We start from the raw sequence: 22,896 nt of genomic DNA on the forward strand, positions 1-22,896 counted from the left end.
CCGTTCATCTCGATCAGTCGCCGACCATGTGCGCCGGCAGCTTGATGCTGGCCGAGGAGTAGAACTCCAACCGGCCGAGCACCTCGGTAATGCAGGATTTCACGTCCACCCGGGGTGCCCAGCCAAGCGCGCGCAGCTTGCGCGGCTCGAACTTGCACAGGCCGAGATTGTTGCGCTCGGCGATGTCCCGGTGAGGATTGTCGCTCTTGCCGACATTCATGATGTCCCAGATATGGGCCTGCACGTCGTAGATCGTGATCGGCTCGCTGCCGGCCACGAGGAAGCACTGGTTCGCGGCCTCGGGATGCTCGCCGACCAGCAACGCCGCCGCCGCGATGTCGGAGCCGTGGGCCCATTGCATCGTGTCCCACATCCGGCGCTGGACCTCGATGGTCTCGGGTTGCTGCAGGATCGAGATGATCATCTGCTCCACGAAGGGGCATTTGCGGCCCGCCACCACGGTCGGGCGCAGGATGGCATAGTCCTGGCCGTCGCGGGCCTGGGCCTCGAACACCGCATCCTCGGCGGCGATCAGCGACTCGCCCAGCGCCACCTGTTGCGGGTTGCCATGGGCCTCGCGCAGGGCATCGTCCAGCAGCGGCCACATGGCGGGCGCGCGGTGCGGGGTGTAGACGTTGTTCGAGCTACACAGCACGACACGCTGCACCCGGCCCGCCGCATGGCGCAGCAGGTTGCGGGTGCCCTCGGCGTTCACATGCATCATGTGATCGGCCGACATCGCCGGGGGCGGGCCCACCAGGGCGCAATGGTAGATGATGTCGACCCCCTCCACCGCCTCGGCGAGGGAGATGTCGTCCGACAGCTCCCCCATCACGATCTCGATCCGGTCGCGGAAATTGATGCGGTGCAGGCTGTCCGGCAGGGACAGCACGCGCACGTCATGGTCGGTCTGCATCAGTCCTTCGAGGACATATTGCCCGATGGCGCCGGTCGGTCCGGTCACGAGAATGCGCACTTGGATCTCTCCGCAAAAGTCTGCCCCGGGCGCGGCTGCGCCCGGGTTCGAGGCTCAGGTGGTTCCGGTCAGGACTGGGCGCCCGGGGGGGTGCCCCGCCGCCGGGCGATCAGGTTGCGCAACCGGCCGCCCCCGCCACCGCGCGGCGGGATCACCTCCCCGGTCACGCCGCCGGCGGCCGCCGGGGCGGTCCCGGCCGCTTGCTGGGCGCGCCGCTCCTGGATGCGGGCGCGCAATCCGCCGCCGGCCTGGGGCCCCGCCGCGGTGCCGGTCGCATTGTTGGCGCGCCGCTGCTGGGCAAGCCGCTGCAACACCTGGCGACGCCGCTCCGCATTGGGACCGTCGCGCCGCTCCGCCCGGGCGGCCCTGCGCCGTTCGCGCGCCTCGGCCGGATCCTGGGCCTGGCGCTGCGCGACCTGCTCGGCCCGGCGCGCCTCGAACGCGTCGGTGTAGATCTTCATCAGGTCCGCGCCCGTCGCCTTGGGGTTGGCGGCCTTCTGGGCGTCGATCCTGGCCAGCATCTCGTCGCCGCCTTCGCGCAGGGCCGAGACCGCCGCGCGATAGGATTTCTCCGCCGCGCTCCATTTCTCTTCGGCCACGAACGCGTCGCCATAGAGACGATGCACCAGCGAGGGCGTCCGCGCCCCGCGCGAGGAGCTTGCCAGCAGCGTCCGCGCCTCGGTCAGCTTGCCCTGCGGGATCAGCGCCTGGACCAGCGCGATCCGCGCCATGCCGCCGCGCTGCCCGGTGGTCAGGGGCCGCAAGGTCGCCTCGGCCCCGGCGTAATCCTCCGCCCGCAGGCGCATCCGGCCCAGCGACATGGTCAGGCGACGATTGTCGGGCTGGGCTTCGAGCGCGGTCTCGAGCACCTGGATCGCCTCGGCGGTATCCCCGGCGCGCATGCAGATATTGGCCAGCTGCACCGACGCGCCCTGGTCGTTCGGGTTCGCGGTGAGCGCCGCGCGCAGCTGCGCCTTGGCCTCTTCGGTCTTCTCGGTCCGCTGCAGCAGTGTGGCCAACTGGCGCCGGACACGGGCGGATTGCGGATCCACCTCCAGCGCGGTCTGCAGCACCTCGATCGCCGCCTCGGGCTTCTGGTTCTGGCCGTGCAGCCGTGCCAACCCCATCAGCGCGCGCATGTTGCGCGGATCGGCCTGCAGCGCCTTGTGGTAATGCGCCTCGGCATATTCGGCATTGCCGCCGCGCACGCCGATCTGGGCGCCCATCAGGGCGGCGGTGGTATTGCCCGGCTCGACCTCGAGCGCGCGCTCGACATACGGCGCGGCCTCTTCGAGCCGCTGCTCGCGCACCAGCGACATCGCGAAGGCCATCATCGCCCGGGTGTCCTGGGGGTCTGCCTCGATCATCATCTGCAACTCGGCCCGCGCCTCGTCCGTGCGGCCCTCGCGCAGCAGACTGCGGACGTAGTTCATGGCTTCGTTCTGATTGCCACCAACTTGCTGAACGTTCGGTGTCCATTCCTGAGTATCGGACATAGACGTTGCTCCTCTGTTGTTGTCGGACTGCATTCTGCACCCCGCTTCTTTCAATGTGTTACTCGGCGCTGATCGCAGCGCCCCTTGTCTCTTGTGGCAGGTCCGCCGCATCCGCGCCCTGCCCCTCGGTCAGGACGCGCTGGGGACGGTCGACACCCGGTCTGGCCAGGCGCGGCGCCTGGCCGGGGCGCGGAAGCTCCCCCTTGGCCTGGGCCGCCTCGACAATCTCCCGCAAGCCCTCTGCAAACGGGACTGAGGGATAAAATTTGAGTTTATTCTTCCCTTTCGAAATATCGTATTGTTGCACGTAGCGGCGCCAGACGCGGGTGCGGTCCGGGTCCAGGTCATCCTTGCTGGCCTTGCCGATCGCGATGCGGGTCATCCGCCCCATGTCACGATAGGTGATCACGTCCGGCCCCGCCACGGTGAAGGTCTCGTTCCGGGCGCCGGGCTCGAAACAGGCGCGCAGGATCGCCTCCACCGCGTCGGTGACATGGACGAACTGGCGCGGCTGCTCGCCCTGCTGGCCCTTGCCGAACTCCGGCTTGGGCGCTTCGGTCTTGACCATGGGATCGACCAGCGGATCGCCCACGCCGTAGACAAGGGCAAAGCGCAGGATGGCGTGCTCGTAGCCGAACTTGCGGCCGTAGAACCGCGCGAGGTTCTCGCCCGCGATCTTGGTCATGCCGTAATCGGACAGGTCGTGCCCGCCATCCACACGCAGGGCGGAGCTTTCGTGGATCGGCCATTCCGCCTCGGCGAACTGGTTCTGGTAGGCCGCGACCGAGGAGCAGAACACAAAGCGCGCGCAGGCGCCCGCAGCGTTGACCGCCCGGATCAGGTTGTGGGTGCCTTCCACGTTGGTCTCGCGCAGCTCGACCAGGGTGCAGGACCCCGCCAGCCGCGCGGCCATGTGCAGGACAACCCGCGCGCCCTCCACCAGCCGGGCCAGCGCGTCGGTATCCCCCAGCCCGCCCTCGATCAGCTCGATCTGCGGGCTGTCGGGCAGCACGTCGCCCGTGCCCGGCAGCACCAGCGCCCGGATGGTGTAGCCCTTCGCCAACAGCTTGGGGATCAGGTTGGTGCCGATGAACCCGGTGCAGCCGGTGATCGCGATGTCGCAGCGGCGGGTGCGTTTGGGGGCGGCGATATCGGCCACCTCGGCGCTGCGCACGGGTGCGGGGGTCTCGTAGGGCTTGATGTTGTGATCGCCCAGCAGGATCTCGGTGCCGCCATCGGGGTTCTCGACATATTGCCAGCCCGAGGCGAAGCGCGCCGGGCTCTTGCCGCCGAACACGTTGGCGGTGCCCACCGCCAGGCCGTGCGGGGTGGAGACCATGGTGCGGCCGCCGTAATTGTAGGGGTTGTTGAGCCCGTTGATCGTCACCGGCTGCCAGTTCACCCCGTCCTTGGTGCGCCAGAGCTCAAAGCCGCCGCCGACCTCCGCCAGCTGCTCGAAGCTGACCGCGTCGACCAGTCGTTTGGCCGTGGGCGACGGGCGGTGGGCGTATTGCAGGAAGACCGACCAGTCGAAGGTGGTGACATAAAGCCAGCCGTCATGGACGCACATCCGCCAGGTGTAGCCCGAGAAGATGTTGTCGAAGCCCGGTGCGATCCCCGAGAGCGGGTATTTGAACCCCTGCGGCGTGTCCCGCGGCATCCCGATCAGCAGATCCCAGCTGTCATCGGGCCAGATGCGGATGATTTCCCCCGCGCCGGGACCCACCAGGTTGGTGCGGTCATAGCCGCCGTTCTGGATCGAGGAGCCGACATAGAGTGCGCCGTTGAATTCCACCATGCCCATGGCGATCTCCGACAGCGGGCCGCGATAGGCGCCCTTCTCGATCACCCGGCGCCATTGCAGGGGCCCGTCGCCGCACCGCGGCGTGGTCCAGACCTGGTAGCCTTCGTAATTGTTGAACGTCCCGGCATAGAGCTGGTCGTTGGCCTTGGCCATCATGAAGATGCCGTTGTTGGTCTTGTCGCCGAAGCCCAGGTCGCAGGCGGTCTCCCAGTTGCCGGGGCGCGGGTCGTTGGAGCGTTTCAGCACGCCGGTGCGGTTGGAGTTGAACTGGATCCCCTCGCCCGCGGGGGGCGCGTAGAGGTAGCCGTCGAAATCCACCAGCTCCCGGAAGGTCGAGATGTTGTCGTTGCCGATGCCCGGCTCGCAGGCAGGCTCGAAATTCAGCCCGTCCTCGGAGCGCAGGACATGGGCCGCACAGCCGCGCAGCACCGTGGACATGGTCGAGACATAAAGGTTCGGCTTGCGGTCGGACTTGCCCTGGAACACCCGCATGCCGCGGTAGCCGAGGTCGCGCGGCGCCTCCTCTCCGGTCTTGCCCTCGATCAGCGGCGAGCGATAGGCCATTTCCCAACTGTCGTCTTCGGGGGTCCAGCGCCAGATCTGGCCCTGCATGTCGAGATCGCGCACATTGGGGGGCACGTCCACCGGCCAGGGGTCCAGCGCAGGCGGGTCAATCGGCGGGAAAAGGTTGAGCAGTTTGAATGAGTTGCGGGTCATGCCACAATAAAGACGGCCCTCGAAATACTCCATGCCGTGGACATAGGCATTGGCCGGATCGCCGATGCCGTTCTTGGCCAGACGCCGGAAATTGCCCGCGGTCAGGGCCGGGCCCGCCTCCGGGTGCGGCCGCACACCCCGCAGCGGATCGACCCCGTCTGAGCCGCCTTCTTTACGCAAATCGGTCACAAACTCGCTCGCTCATTCCTTGCCCAGCGCCGCCCGGGCGCCGGAGGGTCCGGTGTCTCCAGCGCACTCAGGAGCGCGTCCGGGTTCAGCAACGGGAAGAAGTGCCCCGCATTGGGCACCGTGATGCTGCGCGCCTCGGGCATCAACCGCGCCAGCCCGTCGCGCGTATCGAGATACCGCGAGCGCGCGCCGTAAACCAGGTCGACCCGGCGCGTGAAGCTGCGGATGCGGTCCTCTTCGAGCCCGGTGGGATCGTGCAGCTCCTCATGGGCGTTGGTGCGCGCCATCAACTCGCGCCAGCGGCGCATGGCGCGGGACGGGCGCCGGTCCCGACCCGCGCTCACGGGCATGGCCGCCAGCACCGCCGCATCGCCGAAGCCGCGGGCCTGCCCACGCGAGGGGCCGCGATCGGTCTCCAGCAGTTCCTCGAAAAACCCGTGGGCGACGCGGGGCAGCTCCCCCTCGATGACGATGCCCCGCTCCCGCAGGCGTTTTTGCAGGGCGGGCCAGGAGCTGGTATCCGACAAAGGCGGCATCTTCTGCAGCGAGGGCACCCAGGCATCCACGAGGCTCAGGCGCCGGACCTTGTCGGAGCCGATCGTGGCCACGGCGAGCGCCACGGCCCCGCCGAAGCTGTGCCCGATCACATGGGCCTTCTCGATCCCGAGATGGTCCATCAGTGCGACCACGTCGCCCGCCAGGTCCACCGTGCGGTAGCCTTCGTCGGACATCGCCGAGAACCCGTGCCCGCGCAAATCGAGCGCGGTCACGCGGAACCGCTCGGCCAGTTGGGGCGCCACGCGGAACCACCAGAAGGCGATGTTGCAGAACAACCCATGGATCAGCACCACATCGGGACCGTCCCCGATCTGCTGGTAATGGATCGTATGCCCGCGCAGGGAAGCTCTCGGCATGGCTCAGAGATACCCGAGGGATTTCAGGCGTTCGCGGATCTGCTCTTCGGCGTCGCCGGTCAGGGCCGCGTCGTCGGTATCGCCCGCCGCCGCCCCCTCGCCCGCGGTATAACGGATCGGGTTGTCAGCCTTGTAGGCCTCGGCGAAGGCCTGCTCGGCCACCTTGCCCTCCATCTCCGAGGGCACCTCGACCCCGCAGGAATAGAGCGCCGTGGGCGCCACGTCGGCGATCTGCAGCCGGTCGAGCGCCGTGCCCGCCGCGATCCCCGGCCCGGTGGCCACGAAGATGCCGTCCGGGTGGTGGGTGGCATAGGGCACGCGCCGGTCCTTGATCGGCTGGTCCGCGCGCAGCACCGACAGGAAGCTGTAATCATGGAGCTGCAGGGTCAGGTCCGGGGCGCGCTCGGTCTGGGTGCCGGGGAAGGCATCTTCGCGCTTGAACACCGACTTGATCACCGGCTTGCCGGTCTCGGGGTCGGTGAAGGCCAGAAGCTGCGCGATCAGGTCGTCGCGGAACGCCTCGTACGCCGCATCGGTGACGCCGGGATCGCCCGGCTTGGCCGCGCGGCGGATGAAGATCGCGTTGGAGGAGGAACTGAGCGAATAAGCCTTGGTCTCGGCCCAGTCGATCAGGGTGCTGGCCTCGGTATTCTCGTCGAGCGCCACGCGGCCCTGGTCGTCCATTGCCACGCCCGCGTTCCAGGTCAGGAGCCCCGCATGTTCCAGGAAGGTATTGGCATAGAAGATCCGCGTGCCCGAGCGGGTAAAGCCGTGATCGGACACGATGAAGACCTGCGCCTGGGGCCCGGCCTTGTCGATGATCTGCACCAGGTAGTCGTCCACGTTGCGGAAATATTGCAGCACCAGCTCCCGTGCCGCCACCGACTCCGGCGTGGTGTAGTCGTCCCGGCTGACCGGGTCGATCAGGTGCCAGCAGAGGTGCTGGATCCGGTCGACGCCGTCGAACAGAACGGCTGTCAGCTCTGACGGCTCTTCCTCCATCAGGGTCAGCAGGATGTCCTGCCAGCGCTGTTCCCGCGTGATGTGGAACTGCACCCAATCGGTCAGCTGGTTCTCCGACAGGCCCTGCACGGCCTTGCGCTCATGCTGCCAGTCGGTGGACATCTCGGAGGCCTTGAAGACCCCCTTGGCCTTCAGCATCTTGAAGGTCTCGCGCGGGTGGATGGCGCGGCCGAGATAGGACCAGGGCACATAGCCCGGGATCACCACCCCGTCGATCGGCTTGGCCGGGAACATCACCGGGTAGTTCAGGGTCGTCGCCCGCTTGCCGGCGGCGCTCGCGATCTGCCAGATGGTCGGCACCTTCACATCCGCCGAGGTCGCCAGCGTGTAGCTGGGCTTGGACCCTTCGCGGTCGACCCGGATGAAGTCGAACACACCGTGATTGCCGGGGCTGCGCCCGGTCATCAGCGTGGCCCAGGCCGGCGGGGTCAGCGGGTGGATCGTCGAGGCCAGGATCCCGCGCGCGCCTTCGGCCATGATACGCCCCAAATTGGGCATGACCCCCTCCGCGACCAGGTGGTCGAGCATGTCGTAGGTCGCCCCATCAAGGCCAATGATAACCGTCTGAATTTTCGTCTGTGACATCTCCGGGTCCTTCCTCAGGCGTTCTGCCGGGCGCTGAGCGCGACCACCGCTTTGAGGATATCGTCTACGGTCATATCCTTGAGAAGCTGATCCTCTTCGCGCATCTTCCGAAACAGCTGGTCGCCCAGCCCGTAATTCTGTTGCAACTCGGAAATCAGGTAGACGAGGCTGATGGATTCCACCCCGAGGTCGAGCACCTTACTCTCGGGTTTCAGGTCGATCTCGTCCTCGCCCAGGTCGTCGGCAAGATCCTCGAAAATCTCCTGCATCACCTTGTAGGCGTCATCATAGCTCACGGGTGTCATGGTTTTATCCTCTGGCCTTTCAATTTCCTGCGTCCTGCGGTCTGAGCACGACGGCGGCGATCAGGCCCGGCGCAAGCTCGGCCATCGCGGTCACCGCAATATCGGTGTGTGTTGACAGATCCCGAACAATCACGGGCGGGGCGTCCGTTCCATCACCCTGAACCTCGAAACGATCAAGGGCCTGGGCGAGGCCGAGCCCGAAGCTTTTGCCGACTGCTTCCTTTGCGCACCAATAGCGGGTCGCTGCCGTATCGCGCGGCTGTCCTTCGGGCAGGGCCATGATCGAGGCGCGCTCGGCGGGGGTGAAGGCGGTCTGCAGGAACGCGGGCGTGCGCGGCGCGATCTCTTCGAGATCCACGCCCACCCCGGCATAGCGGCGCGGATCGGCCGCCAGGCCCAGGGCGCGCGCACCCTTGTGGGCGATCGAGATAAGCGGCGCAGGCCCCCAGGCGGGCGGCAGGGTCGGGTCGATCACCGGGCCTGCATCCTCCCCCGGCACGACCAGGGGAATGTCCGCGGGCGCGAGCGCGCGGCCCAGCACCGCGCGGGCCGCATCCTTGGCCGCCGCGCGCCCGCGCAGCCATTCCCAGCGCCGCTTGTCCGTGGCCCCGTCCATGGCGGCGAATTCCGCCCGCTCGGCCCGGGACAGGACAAGCCCCGCCAGCACCTTGGCCCAGATCCCACCGGAGCCGTCCAGCAGATCGTCACCGATCTCGTCACAGAGCTGCAGCGCGCAGCCCTCGGGCAACGGCGCGCCCCCCGGCAGCACGATGGGCGCCGAGAGCGGATTGCGCGGCGGGTCGAGCCGGGCCCGGAAGAACCGCTCGGGCAGGTTGAACCGCTTGTCCCACCAGCCCGCGATCCGGCATTGCAGCCGCCCGTCGGCCGAGACCACGTCGATATCGGCGCGCATCTCGTCCGCGCCCACCAGATCGATGGTCGCGCGGCAGCGCGCGCGCTCGCCGGGGGCGAGGCGGTCGCGGAAGATCTCCAGCGCCTCGACCCGGAAGGGGAAGATGTGGAACGCCTCGGGCAGCATTTCCGCCGACCAGACGCCGACCAGCTGGCCCACCGCGTCAAGGGTGATCGCGTCGGTCTCGAAGCCCGGGTCGGCGACCCCGGCATAGAGCGCGTCATGGGGCAGCCCGATCAGGGTGCCTTCCACCCCGCCTGCGCCGACCACATCCATGGCCTCCACCGCCTGCAGCTTGGGACCGTGGAACATGATCTTGCCGTAGACATCCGCAAGCGACCAGGGCGCGTCGCGCAGGGCGCCATAGCTCTGGGGCTGGGCCAGGGGCGCCTCCGGGCGCGCTTGGGCCAGGGTCACATCCGCCTCGATCAGGGTCGGGCGCAGCGCCGGGCCATCGGCGGCGCGGATCCGCACGCGCACCACGGTCACGGGCCCCTCTTCGCGCAGTTCCGCCGCAGCCTCCACCACCAGGGGCGGGCGATCCAGGGCGAACCAGCGCGAGGCGCGCACCTCCCGCATCCCCGTCACCACCAGGTCCGGGCGCAGGGCCGCGGCGGCCTCGGCCAGCGCCTCCATCGAGAAGGTCAGCGGCACCACCGGCAGGCCGGTCAGCTCCGGGTCGCGCTGGGAAATGCCGTGGCCGAAGCTGTGATCGCGCAGGTAGGGCGCGCGGGCCGGGTCGATCTCGATCCGGGCGGTCAGGCTGCGACCGTCGGGGGCCGGGGTCACCGCCCCGAGCATCGGGAACCGCCGGGGCGCTTGGGTCTGTGGAGTGGGCATGGGCGTGGGGGCCGCGTCCGCCTGTCCCGGCACCGTGCCGAGATAGGCGGCCATGATCTCGGTCTCGGAGGCGAGGAAGCCCTCCAGCGTGTCGAAATAGGCGTCGACCACCGCTTCGGCCTCTGCCGGGGGCGCGGCGGGCGCGGGCTGCGGCCGGGGTGCCGCGGCGACCGTCACCGGCATCTTCGGCGGTGTCGGGGCGGCGGGCGAGTTGGCGGTGGGACGGGTTTGCGACGCGGCGGGGGGCGGTGCCGCGGGGGCGGGTTTCGGCGCGGGCGGTGCCTTGGACGGCGCGCTCTGCGCCCGCTTGGGAACCGACGCGATATCCATGGGCTGCACCCCCATCTTGAGCACCTGCGGACGGCTCGGACCGGCCGGCTTCGCCACCGCCCGCACCGGGGCCGCCAGCGCGCCGAGGTCGAGCGTCACCCCCTCCACCACCAGCTGGGCGGCCATGTGGTGCAGCTGGTCGAGCCCCTGCAAGGACGGCGTGTCCACCGCCACCGCCACATGATCGCGCCCGCGCAGGATGTCGTTCACGAAGGCCGACAGGTTGTTGCGCGGCCCGCATTCGACGAAGACCCGCGCCCCGTCCGCATACATCCGCTCCACCGTCTCGACGAAACGCACCCGCCCGGACCATTGGTCGGCGGTCAGCTTGCGGATCGCGTCGGGCGAGTCTGGAAAGGGCGCGGTGCTCAGGCAGGAATAGACCGGGCGTTCGGGGGCCGCGACCTGCATCCCCGCGAGGAACCCTTCGAGCCGCGCGCTGAACGGTGCGAAGGCCGGGCTGTGATAGGCGCGCGAGAACGGCAAGAGCTCGTCGAACCCGCCCAGCGCGGGCGCGAGGCTCAGGGCATAGTCGCGGCCCGCGTCGGAAAACGCCGCCACGACCTTCTGGTTGGGGCAGTTGTCCATGGCCAGATAAACATCGTCGCGCCCGGCCAGCTTGTCCTCCAGCGCCGCGCCATCCACCGCGCCGAGCGCCACCAGCGCGCCCTCGGCGATCAGCCCCTCGGCCGCCATCGCCTCGTATTCCGCGTTGAGCGCGCGCATCTCCGCCTGGAGAACGGCCGGATCTTCGCGCCGCGTCACCCCGGCGGCAAAGAGCGCCGAGTATTCCCCCGTGGAATGGCCGACCAGCATGTCCGGGCGCAAGCCGATGCTTTCATACAGCGCCGCAACCGATTGATTTGCGGCGAAAATCGCCTCTGGCCCGATATCCATCCGCCACAGCGCGCCGCCCTCTTCGGCGGTGCCGGGGGGCGGGAAGATCACCTGGCTCGGCAGCAGGTTGCGGCCATGGCCCGCGAAGGCCCCGTCCACCAGGTCGAACCACTGCCGCATCCGGGGGTAATGCAGCATGATCTCGCGCAGCATGCCCAGATGCTGGCTCCCCTCCCCGGGGAACATGAAGGCGACCTTGCCCGTGGCGGCCAGCGGTGCCGCGTTCAGATACGCCCCCTTGCGATCCCTGAGCCGGTCCTTGCCGCTGGCGATCCGGCCGAGGATCTTGTCGATCTTGGCCATGGCATCGCCCGCGTCCCGGGCCACGATGGCCGCGCGCCAGGGGCCGGGGCACGGGGCGGCATTCTCGACCCGCGCGACCTCTGCCGGGGGCATGTCGCCAGATAGCGCGGTTTTCAGCGCCTCCAGCCGTGCGCTCAGTCCCGACGCATCCGGCGCGCCCGCCACCAGAAGCTCGCTCGACCGGGTGAGGTTCGGTGCAGGCTCCGCCCCGCCGCGATATTCTTCCAGCACCGTATGGGCATTGATCCCGCCGAAGCCGAAGGCGTTCACCCCCGCCCGCCGGGGCGTGTCCAGCCCGTGGATCCAGGGTCGGGTTTCGGTGTTCAGGTAGAGCGGCGAGCCTTCGATCCCCAACTCAGGGTTCGCCTCGTCCAGCAAGGTGGGCGGCAGGGTCTTGTGATAGAGCGCCAGCGCGGTCTTGATGATTCCGGCCGAGCCCGAGGCGGGCAGGCAATGCCCGATCATCGACTTCACCGAGCCCAGCGCGCAGGACGGCGCGTCGCTGTCGCGCGTCCCCATCAGGCCCACGAGCGCCTCGACCTCCGTCGCGTCGCCCAGGGCGGTCGCCGTGCCATGGGCCTCGATCAGACCCACGGTGGCCGGATCGACCCCGGCATCCTCATAGGCGCGCTGGAGCGCGAGTGTCTCCCCCTCTATCCGGGGGGCGAGAATGCCCAGCCCCTTGCCGTCGCTGGCCACGCCGACCCCGCGCACCAGCGCGTAGATCCGGTCGCCCGCGGCCTCCGCATCGGAAAGCCGCTTGATGCACATCAGCCCGACGCCCTCGCCCAGAAGCGTGCCATCGGCATTGGCCGAGAACGGTTTGATCGACCCCTTCCGCGACAGCGCTTCGAGCTGGCAGAAGATCTGGTAGATCGGTGCGGGGGTGGAGGCATGCACACCGCCCACCACCGCCATGTCGCACCGCCCCGCCCGCAGGTCCGCAACCCCGCGATCCATGGCGATGAGCGACGAGGCGCAGGCCGCGTCCACGATGTAATTGGCGCCCTTGAAGTCCAGCCGGTTGGAGATCCGCCCCGTCACCAGGTTCGGCACCAGGGCCGGGGCCATTTCCGCATTGAAGGGCGGCAGGGAGGCCTTGAGCTGCGCCTTGACCTCGGCCAGCTCTTCCGCGTCGGTGTCGGGATGGAGCTTTTTCAGGATCGACAGGAAGCGATCCACCATGATCCCGTGCTGCACCACGCTGGTGAAGCCGCGGTTGATATAGGTGCCGCGGCCCAGGATCACCGCCACCCGTTCGCCGGGGACGGGGCGCGCGGCGAAACCGGCATCCTCCACCGCGTCGGCGGCCACCTGCAACGCGAGGAACTGGTCCGGCTCCCCCCCGTCGATGGAGGTCGGCATGACCCCGTGGCGCAGCGGGTCGAACACCGCGAGATCGCGCAGGAACCCACCGCGCTTGGTGTAGATCCGGTCGTTATCCGCGCTCTCGGGGTCAAAGAACAGATCCGCGCACCAATCGGCCGGCGCATCGGCCACCGCATCCACCTTGTCGGTGATGTTGCGCCAATAGGTGGCCGTGTCCGGCGCCTCGGGATAGATCGAGGCGATGCCTACGATTGCAATCGGTTCGTTGTCAGCGTGGCGCGTGTGGGCACCGTCTGCTGTCATTCCGCCGCCTCTCTGGTGCCGCCTGCGCCGTAGGTGCGGGCGTAGGTCTCCGCATCCGTCTCCCACGGGCCGCGTCCCCAAACCACCTCCGGGGCGCTCGCCCTGCCGCGGGTGATCTCGAACTCCAGCGCCCGAACCCCGAGGCGGGGATCGATGGGCTCGATGTTCATGGCGTCGAACTGGGCCTTGATCTCGGCCGAGACCATGCCGCCGCTGTCCCAGGGACCCCAGCTGACCGCGGTCACCCGGCCCGGCCAGCGCGCGTCGAGCACGCGGGCGAGCTTGGAGACGGTCTCGTTCGCCGCACCGTAATCCCCCTGCCCGCGATTGCCGAACCGGCCCGCGACAGAGGTGAAGAACACCAGGAATTTCAGCCCCTCGGGCCGCAGCGCCCGGCTCAGGGCAAAGGCGCTCTCGGTCTTGGTGCGGGTGACGTTGTCGAAGCTCTCGACGGTCTTGTCGAGCACCAGCTTGTCCTCGATCACCCCGGCGCCGTGCAGCACCCCGTCGATCCGACCGTGCCGCGCGTAGATGTCGGCCACCATCGCCTCCAGCGCATCCTGGTCGCGCACATCACAGGCGACATATTCCGCCGTCGCGCCCGCCGCCGCGATGGCCGCCATGGCGCTGCGGATGTCACGCGCCTTGAGGGTCGCGCGATAGTCCGCCTCGATAGCCGCGGGCGTGATGGGCCGTCCCGCCGCCTTGGCCGCCGCGATCAGCGCGGCCTTCAGCGCCCGGTCCTCGGCGATCCCGGCGATCTCCGGCGCCTCGGGCCCCTCGGGCGGCGGCGTCGATCCGGCCAGCACGAAATGAGGTTTGTGCAGCTCGGCCAGATGCCGGGCGATCTTGGCGGTGATGCCGCGCGCGCCCCCGGTCACGAGGACGACCGCCCCCGGTGGCAAGTCCAGCGTCACGGGATCCTCGGCCCCGAGCGGCGCAGGCTCGGCAAATAGACCATGGCGCGCCTCGTCGAGATAGCCGATCTCCACCGGCGCGTCCCGGAACCCCGCCTCGGCCAGCACCAGCTCGGCCTTGCGCGCGGCCTCCAGCGCCGGGGCGAAATCCACCGCGCGGCACTGCACGTCCAGCCATTCCTTCGCCACGGTCTTCAGCAGCCCGGGCGCCCCGCCCGCCGCCGGCGCCGCGGGCACGGTGCCATCGAAGCCGAACGCGCCCCCCATGGCCGAGGCGCAGACCACGACCGCGTCCGTCCGCGCGCTCAGCCCCTCGCCCAGCTCGTTCAGCAAGCTGTAGAAGGCCCGCGTGCAGCGATCGACCGAGGCCCGCCAGGCGTCCCGGTCCATCTCTTCGAACAGCGGCTCTGGGCGCAGGGGGGCCAGATGGAAGACCCCGGCCACCGCCCCGTCCATCTCCCGCACCGCCGCACGCAGGGGCGCGTCGTCGGAAAAGTCGAGGGTCGCGGGCGACAGGAGCCGCACACCGGCACCCTGGGATTGCAGATGGGCCGCGACCGCCTCGGCCACGCCAGCCTCATCATCGGTCAGGATATAGGTGGCCCCGGGCACGATCCAGTTTTCCGCCGCGGGCGCAGGCACTGGGCGCGCGGACATGATGAAGCGCGGACGCCAACTGTCGGGATCGACCGCGAGGGGGGCTTCGGCCTGCGCAGCCACCGGGGTCGCCGCCGCTGCGGGCGCGGGGGCTGTAGCCGGCGCCGTGAACTCCGCGACCACTTCCATGAACTTCGCGACGATCCCGCGCACGGTGCGTTCCCGCGACACCGGACCCATCTTCTCCCGCGCGGCCTCGCCCGCATCGGGCAGAAGGTCGCCGCGCAGGGCGCCCAGAATTTCCACCCGCTTGATCGAGTCGACCCCGAGATCGGCCTCGAGATTCAGGTCCGGATCGAGCATGTCCGTGGGATACCCCGTCCGGTCCGAGATCAGCGCCAGGAGAGCGTCTGTCACTGCCGTCTCGGACAGGGCCGGCGTGGCGGGCGCAGACGCGGCTACCTCTGGCGCGGGGGCCGTAGCCGGGGTCGCGAACTCCGCAACCACTTCCATGAACTTCGCCACGATCCCGCGCACGGTGCGTTCGCGCGAGACCGGGCCCATCTTCTCCCGCGCGGCCTCGCCCGCATCGGGCAGAAGGTCGCCGCGCAGGGCGCCGAGGATTTCCACCCGCTTGATCGAGTCGACCCCGAGATCGGCCTCGAGGTTGAGGTCCGGGTCGAGCATGTCCGTCGGATACCCCGTGCGGTCCGAGATCAGCGCCAGAAGGGCGTCGGTCACCGCCGTCTCGGAGAGCGCAGGTTCCGGCACCGGGACGGGTGCGGGCGTCGCCACGGGCTGGGGCTGCGCCGCCGCCGGGGCAGCTTGCGGTGCTGGCGCGGGGGACGGCGCGGGGGCTGGGGCCACCGCAGGCGGGGTCGGCACAGGTGCGACCGGCGCGGCGGCATGCGGCACGGGCATCGGCGCAGCAACACCCGGCGCGGCCTGACCGGCGGCCAGCCACTGCATCATCACCGCGCGATTGTTGTCGAGGAACTTCGCCATCAGCTCCTGGTGACGCTTCATCACGCTGTCGGCCAAGGCCGCGGAGACCGGCTGCGACGCGGCCCCAAGGGCCGTCGCGGGCCCCGCCGGGGCCACCACGGGCGCGGGCCGAGGGGCGTCTAGTTGCGCAGGATCCGCGCTCGCCGCAGGGGCGGCAGCCGGGGGCGGCGTCGGGACGGGGGCAGTCTGGGGCATGGGGTCCTCTTCAAGTCGCGCCGCAAAACCCTTGCGCGGCGGCACACCATCGATGGGGCGGGCATTGGCGGCATCGAGCTTCCAAAGCATCGCGCGCTGCGGATCTTCGGGCAGGCTCAGGTTCCAACCGGTCACGTCCAGATCGCGCGTCTCCCGCCCGTCCCAGAGCCGCGCGAGGTCGATCTCCAGCCCCGCGGCGGCAGAGCCACCCAACAGGCACAGGAACTGCTGGATACCGGAGCGTCCCTTCATGTCTGCGGTCAGGGCGAGATGGGGCTTGTCCTCCAGAATGCGGTTGGTCAGGCGCGACAGGACGGCCCCCGGCCCGATCTCAAGGAAAAGCCGCGCGCCCGCGTCGTGCATCGCGCGGACGCTGCCGAGGAAATCCACCGGATCGACCAGGTGCCGGGCCAGCTGCGCGCGCACGTCCTCCGGCACCTCGGGATACACCTGTGCGGTGGCATTGGCATAGACCACGCGCCCGGGTGCGGCGATCTCGGCGGTCTCCAGCGCGGCGGCCAGCCGGTCGCGGGCCGGGGCCACACAATCCGAATGGAACCCGCAGGCCACGGGCAAAAGCCTGGCACTCAGCCCCGCGGCACTCAGCCGCTGCTCGGCGGCCAGAACCGCCTGGGTCGGCCCGGCGATCACCGTCTGATCCGGCGCGTTCATGTTGGCCAGCGTCACCTCGGGCGCATCGCCCAGGGCCGCGCGCACCGCCTCCGGCCCCGCATTGACCGCCGCCATGGTGCCCAGGTCGTCGCCGCCCGCCTGCACGATGGCATCGCCGCGCGCATGGGCCAGCCCCAGCAGGGTCGCCGCATCGAAACTGCCCGCCGCGTGGAGCGCGGTGTATTCCCCGAAACTGTGCCCGGCCATCCGGTGGGCCTCCAGACCGAAGCTCCGCACCAGGTTCAGCAGCGCGAGCGACACGGCCCCGATCGCGGGCTGGGCCACGTCCGTGCGCTTCAATGCCTCGATCTGCGCGTCACGCTCCTCAGGATCGAGGGTGGGCCGCGGGAAGATCCGCTCCGACAGGGGCGTGTCCAGCCGCGCCGACAGGGTCCGTGTCGCCGCCTCCAGGTCCTCGCGCACCTGCGGGAAGGTCATGGTCAGGTCCGCCGCCATGCCGGGATACTGCGACCCCTGCCCCGGGAAGAGGAACGCCACCTGCTCGGGCGTCACCGGCGCCTCGGCAGAGAAAAACGCACCCATGGGATCGACCGAGCGCAGATCGCCCGCGTCCGAGCGCAGCCCCTCGGCCGCCCGGGCAATGCGCGCGCTGGCATCCTCGAGCGAGCCCGCCACGATCGCGAACCGCGCCTTGGCGCTCGGGTCGAACCGCTTGGCCAGGCTCGCCGCAACATCCGCCGCGCGCACACCGCTGGGGGCTTGCGCCATGGCCGCGGAGGCCCGTTTCAGCGCGTCGGCAAGATCCGTCTGCGAGGCGGCCGAGAACACGAACAGCTCATGGGTCCAGTCCCGCCGGAACGGGGCCTGGTGCCGGGGCAGGTAGCCGCCGGTATATTCCTCCAGCACCACGTGGAAATTCGTGCCGCCAAAGCCGAAGGCACTCACCCCCGCCCGGCGCGGCGTGTCGGTCGGGTTGAGCCAGGGCCGCGTCTCGGTCAGCACGTAGAAAGGGCTGTTGGGAAAATCCGCCGACGGGTTCGGCTCGGTGACATTGAGGGTCGCGGGCAGCACCCGGTGATGCAGCGCCATGGCCATCTTGATCATGCCTGCGCAACCCGCCGCCGCTTTGGTATGGCCGATCATCGACTTGACCGACCCCACGCCGCAGAACTGCCGGTCGTCGCGGGCCTCGGCAAAGACCTTAGACAGGCTCTGGATCTCGGTGCGGTCGCCGACCACGGTGCCGGTGCCATGCGCCTCCACCGCGCCCACGGTGCCCGGCGAGATCCCCGCATGGGCATAGGCCCGGCGCAGCGCTTCCTGCTGGCCCTCGGCCCGCGGCGCCGTCAGGGACAAATCCTTGCCGTCCGACGACCCCGCAACCCCGCGCAGCACCGCGTAGATCCGGTCGCCCGCCGCCTCGGCCGCATCAAGACGCCGCAGCACCATCATCGCCAGGCCCTCGGAGATCGCGATCCCGTCCGCGCTGGCATCGAAAGTCCGGCAGCGGCCCCGGGGGGACAGCGCCCGCGTCTTGGAAAACGCCACAAAATCAAAGGGGTTCTGGAAGCTGTCGGCGCCGCCGACGATCACCATGTCCGAGGTATGGTTCTCCAACTCCCGCGAGGCCATCATCACGGCGGCGAGCGACGAGCCACAAGCCGCGTCCACCGTGAAGTTCACACCGCCCAGATCGAACCGGTTCGCCACGCGCCCGGCAATGACGTTCAGCAGGATCCCGGGGAAGCTGTCCTCGGTCCAGGTCGGCAGCCGGGCATCGGCCACCTCGGTCATGGCGCCATTGATCGCGGGCATGGACGAGCGCACCGCGTAACGCTGGCCCAAGGGCCCCGCGCCGCCGCCCACACCGATGATGACGGAGGTCTTGCGCCGCAGTTCCGCATCCTCGATCACGCCGTCCTTGAAGCCCGCGTTCTCGAGGGCCTGGCGCACCGTCTCCAGCGCCAGAAGCTGCAGCGGCTCGATACTCGGCATGGTCTTGGGCGGTATGCCGTATTTGACCGGGTTGAAATCGATCTCGTCGAGAAAACCGCCCCATTTGGAATAGATCTTGTCCGGCGCGTCGCGGTTCTCGTCGAAATACCGCCGCCAGTCCCAGCGTCGCTCCGGCACCTCCTCGATCGCGTCCACCGCGTCGAGGATGTTCTCCCAATAGGCCGCGAAATCCCGCGCCTTGGGCAGGATCGTGCCCACCCCGGTGATCGCGATCCGCGCGCCGGGGCCTTCCTCGGGCGGGGTCATGGGCCGGGCCGCGGGCGCGGGTGCGGCCGCCTGCAACAGCGCCGCGGAGTCGGTGCAGATCGCGCCGTGCAACGCGGCAATCGTCGTGGGCTCGGAATGCAGGCTCGCCGCCTGCCCGATCATGTAGACGCCGAGCTTTTCCTGCGCCTCCGGCGTCATGGCGACGAATTTCTCCGCCCCCGCGACCTTGCCGTAATCCGGGTTGCGGTCGATCCCCTTGGAGGCGATCCGCGACCGGCCGACATTCAGCCGCTCCAACCGGTCCTTGATCTCGTCCGGGTCGACCTTTTCCGAGCGCAGCCGCGCCTTTTCGGCGAAGAACTCGTCCACGATCGGGCTTTCGACCACGCGGGTCGCATGCCCCGGCGCGGATTCCAGCAGCATCGTCTTGGCCGAGGTCAGCGCCAGCTCCTGGTACTTCTGCAGCACCGCGCCGCTGGCGACCGCCTCGCGCGTCAGGATATAGCCCGTGCCGACCACGACACCGATCTTCGCCCCCCGCGCCGCCAGCCCCGCCGAGAGCGCCGAGACCATCGCGCCGGAGGTGGCGTCATGCACCCCGCCCGCGAAAAGAAGCTCGCAATCGATCGGCGCGTCCGGGCCGTAGTAAGCCTCCAGCGCGTCGATGGCCTGCTGCCACAGAACGGCGCTGGACCGCGGGCCCACATGGCTGCCGCATTCGCGCCCCTCGAAGATGAACCGCCGCGCGCCGCTTTCGAGAAACAGCGCCAGCAGCCCCGGCGACGGCACGTGCAGCCAGGTGGGGATGCCTTCGGCCTCCAGCGCCAGCGCCTGGTCGGGCCGTCCGCCCGCAATCAGGGCGAAATCGGGTTTATGGGCGGCGATCACCGCTGTCTGTTCGGCCCGCAAGGCGTCGTCCACGAACCCCAGGATCCCCACGCCCAGGGGCTTGCCGCCGATCCGCGCCTTGGTCTCTTCGAGCAGCGCAGCGCATTCCGCCTCGCGCATCAGCGCAAACGCCAAAAACGGCAGCGCCCCGCCCTCGGCCACCGACACGGCAAACTCCGCCACATCGCTGACCCGGGTCATCGGACCCTGGATGATGGGATAACGCGTGCCCGTCACCTCCGTCAGGGGGCTGCCCTCGGCGAGCGGCGTGGTCGCGCGCGCCTGGGCCACCAGCGCCTCGGCGCCCGCCGCGAGCCCGTCGAGCAGCGCGGGCAAGGTGCCGAACCGCGCCTTGAGCCCGGCGGCAAAAGCCGCGTCCTGCCCCACGAGCCAGACCGGATCGTCGGCATTCACCGCCGCCTTCACCGCGGCGCGAAACGCCACCGGATCGCTGCCGGGAATGTCGAGCATGTCCAACGCCCGCGCAGGCTTGTGGTCGGCCCGCCAGAACACCCGATGCCCGGCGCCGAAATCCTGGCCCAGACAGTTGGTCTCGCTGCCATCCATCCGCGTGATCGCGCGCAGCATCGGCGAGGGCAACTCCGCCTCCTCGAAGGCGCAAAGTGGCCAGTCCAGCAGAATGCCCCGCGCCCCGGCCACCTTCAGCGCGGCCGCCGTGTTGACCGACACTCCGCCGGCCGCGATCACCGGCAAATCGGTTGCTTTCGTCAAGCGCTGGAGCAGCAGGAACGTGGTCTCGTCCCCGACCCGTCCGCCCGCCTCGTGCCCCTTGGCCACGACCCCGTCGACCCCGGCAGCCTCCGCCGCGGCGAGGAAGGTGGTATCGATGAGCTCCACCAGAACACTTGCGTCCGGAACCGCGGCGCGCACAGCGTCCACGGCGCAGGCGAGCGAGGTCGCGTCCTGGGGAACGAGAATGACACAAGCGGGCTCCGACACGGACTGTGCTGCACCTGCAACAAACTCCGCCGCGGATCCGCTGGACAGCTTCAGCCCCCAGCGTCCGCGGGCCTTGGCCGCGACGTCCGTCAGTGCCCGGCGAACCGCTGGCGCAGCCGCATCCGCAAACTCGAGGTCGAGAATCCCCCAATGGCCCGCACGGCTGGCGGAAATCGCAATCCCCGGAGTGATCTTGTTGGGAACCGAACTGGCGAAGATCAGAAAATCACTCTTCGTCAATGGCATACAGGTCACTCCTACAATGAAATTCACAAATACTCGGCCTTCTGCCCCGCTCGTCGGGCGCAACCACCGTGCTCTGTCTACACCCTTGGACGGGCCAGAAGACCCCCCATCTCACACTTGCGCGCTTTCAGCACCATGACTGTCTATCCACCGGCGCGTTACCGCAACGTTAGCGGACCACCGCCCGCGAAGATCAAATTCCATCAGCGCCCGAAGGCCCCGCGTATATTGCAATGCAGCATATCTTGGCAAAACCAATCCTGACAGCCTATCGCTTCGGCGCAATTCTATCAAGTTTCGCACCTGCACAGAGGCTGCAACTTGGCCAAAACGCGCCCATGTCCCGATCACGTGCGGCCCCTTTCCTTCTGCAGATCTGCCTGACGGTAAAAGGTTACGCATTCGTAAACTCGATCCCACACATGCCCCCCTTTGATGGATAGCCTTGACCCTTGTCAAGAAATCTCCCCCCGAGGGCGCACAGGAAGCGAGCAAATTGCGCGAGGCGCCCAGGAATTAATCACATCATGGGAGCCACTTTCCCGGCAGCGGACCGCACAGGCGTGTTACTCCGCCGCGACATCCGCGGCGGCCCCCGACTGGTCGGCCATGTAGTCGTTCACGCATTTCGCGATCTTGAAATAGCCCGCGCGCGTGTAGTGGTCGCTGTCCTGGAAATCCTCTTCCAGCAGGACCTCGTCCAGATCGACCAGATGGGCCTGGGCGTGGCCCGCGCAGAACGCCTTGCACATCGCGTTATAGGCCGCGCGCATCTCGCCCGTCCGCTCTGCCTGCATCCCGGTCTTGGTCGCCGCCGTCAGCACAAAGACCTGTGCGTCCGGCTTCACGAGGCTCATCGCCCGCTCCATGCTCCGGCGCGTCAGTTCAAGGCTCTCCTCCAGCGTGTAGCGCCGGTGATAGAAGGACTTGGCAAACCACAACGCCTGGTCGGACTTGATGAACTTCTTCAGCGTGCGCGGCGGCACCTTGACCAGGTATTCCCCGCCCCACTCCTTGCCGCCGAAGGTAAAGAACGTGTCCCCCGGCACCGCGTAATAGAGCGACAGCAGCACGACATCGGAGTCCGCCAGGGCAACATCAAGATCCTCCATGTCCTGCCAGGACCAGGTGGGAAACTTCTTCAACGTCTGATCATGTTTCAAAGGCTTGCGCGGGTTCAGGAAAAACCCCGGATCGTCATAGCGCACGAGGTATCCGCGATCCTCCTTGTTGACGAATTCATGCCGGTTGGTGCCGCAGTAAAACGACACCTGCAGCAGGTCGCACCCGCCGACAAGGCACAGGGTCCGATCGTCCTGCTCGGAAAACACCTGGTCCGACGACGACGCCTCCGCGATCCAGTCCACCTCCGCGCCTGCGTCCAGCTGGCTTGCCACCGGGCCTTTGAAGTCGAATTCCGGCGCACCGATCCGCTGCCAGACGAACTGCTCCACCCCCATGTTGAGCGTCCGGCATGAAAAGCAGAAATGATGCACGGTTGTGCCGCTGTATTTCACCCGCGCGGCAAAGAAGCCCACGATCCCGTAATCGCCGTAGCGGTCCGTCACCCGCACCAGCCCCGCATGCACCCCCGAGGTTGCCAGGAGCGCGTCCAACTCCGCCCGCGCCTCCGGCGTCTCCACCCGATTCTTGGTGAAGTTCAGCTGGTTCGTGCGATTGATCAGCTCCAGAACCCGGTCCATATGCGGCTCCAGATCGGTCAGGATCTCGACCCGGATCTGCGATTGGCGCAGGAACGCCATGTTGTCGAGCGCGCCCTCGGCTTGCGCGGCCTGCTTGGTCTCCAGCATCTTGTATTGGGCCAGTCGGGAATGGGCGCGGTCGTCCTTGCCCTTCATCTGCGGCAGATCGAGCAGCCCGGCGAGCGGCTGGGTCGCATCCACGCACATCAGCCCCTCGTTGAAGAACGCGGCCTCTTCGAGGTTCATGTGATTGTCGTCGAGAAACACCACGTTCGGCGCCCGCAACCCCATGGCCGACAGCATGGTCTTGATCGCCTGGCCTTTCGGGGTCCAGTCGATATGGGGAAACACGATGTAGTCCCAGACGCCGAGCCTCTCCAACTCCGCCTTGGCGGTGTCGAAATCGTTCTTGGAACAGATCGACGACATGATCCCGCGATCCGCGAGCGTCTTGATCATCTCTGCATGGGCCGGGATCGGCGTAATGCCCCCTTCGGACAAGGTGCCCTGCCAGAAGGTCTCGTCCAGGTCCCAGATCACCAGCTTGACCTGCGCCGTTATCGCCTCGAATCCCGTGCTCACCGATCCGTTCCTCTCATGCGTGC

General features: G+C 68.6%; 9 protein-coding genes. All 9 read right to left on the reverse strand.

The annotated features are described in order from the left end of the window. Positions 1-13 precede the first annotated feature (13 nt). A complete protein-coding gene (locus DSHI_RS09970) occupies positions 14-976 on the reverse strand; it encodes an NAD-dependent epimerase/dehydratase family protein (protein WP_012178626.1) in 963 nt (320 codons plus the stop codon). 68 nt (positions 977-1,044) lie between these two features. Beyond that, positions 1,045-2,472 (reverse strand): tetratricopeptide repeat protein, encoded by a 1,428-nt coding sequence (locus tag DSHI_RS09975; RefSeq protein ID WP_012178627.1) that lies wholly within the window; start codon positions 2,470-2,472, stop codon positions 1,045-1,047. A 58-nt stretch (positions 2,473-2,530) separates the two neighbouring features. Then, on the reverse strand, positions 2,531-5,182 hold the full coding sequence (locus tag DSHI_RS21380) for an NAD-dependent epimerase/dehydratase family protein (protein WP_203426274.1): 2,652 nt from the start codon (positions 5,180-5,182) through the stop codon (positions 2,531-2,533). Next, a complete protein-coding gene (locus DSHI_RS21385) occupies positions 5,179-6,096 on the reverse strand; it encodes an alpha/beta fold hydrolase (protein ID WP_012178629.1) in 918 nt (305 codons plus the stop codon). Before DSHI_RS21385 ends, DSHI_RS21380 begins: the two co-directional genes overlap by 4 nt. Positions 6,097-6,099: 3 nt before the next feature. Further along, positions 6,100-7,704: an alkaline phosphatase family protein gene (locus DSHI_RS09990; RefSeq protein ID WP_012178630.1), complete on the reverse strand. Its 1,605-nt coding sequence runs from the start codon at positions 7,702-7,704 to the stop codon at positions 6,100-6,102. Positions 7,705-7,718: 14 nt separating this feature from the next. Beyond that, complete coding sequence (locus tag DSHI_RS09995; protein ID WP_012178631.1) at positions 7,719-8,009, reverse strand: acyl carrier protein; 291 nt, start codon at positions 8,007-8,009, stop codon at positions 7,719-7,721. A 19-nt stretch (positions 8,010-8,028) separates the two neighbouring features. After that, positions 8,029-12,924 (reverse strand): type I polyketide synthase, encoded by a 4,896-nt coding sequence (locus DSHI_RS10000; RefSeq protein WP_012178632.1) that lies wholly within the window; start codon positions 12,922-12,924, stop codon positions 8,029-8,031. Further along, the gene (locus DSHI_RS10005; RefSeq protein ID WP_044027750.1) at positions 12,921-20,588 is read right to left on the reverse strand and encodes a type I polyketide synthase; all 7,668 of its coding nucleotides are present in this window, start codon (positions 20,586-20,588) and stop codon (positions 12,921-12,923) included. The genes DSHI_RS10000 and DSHI_RS10005 overlap by 4 nt, the downstream gene beginning before the upstream one ends. A 566-nt stretch (positions 20,589-21,154) precedes the next feature. Continuing rightward, positions 21,155-22,873 (reverse strand): hypothetical protein, encoded by a 1,719-nt coding sequence (locus DSHI_RS21390; protein ID WP_012178634.1) that lies wholly within the window; start codon positions 22,871-22,873, stop codon positions 21,155-21,157. Positions 22,874-22,896 lie beyond the last annotated feature (23 nt).

This window comes from Dinoroseobacter shibae DFL 12 = DSM 16493 (genome assembly GCF_000018145.1).
GTDB classification, from domain to species: domain Bacteria; phylum Pseudomonadota; class Alphaproteobacteria; order Rhodobacterales; family Rhodobacteraceae; genus Dinoroseobacter; species Dinoroseobacter shibae.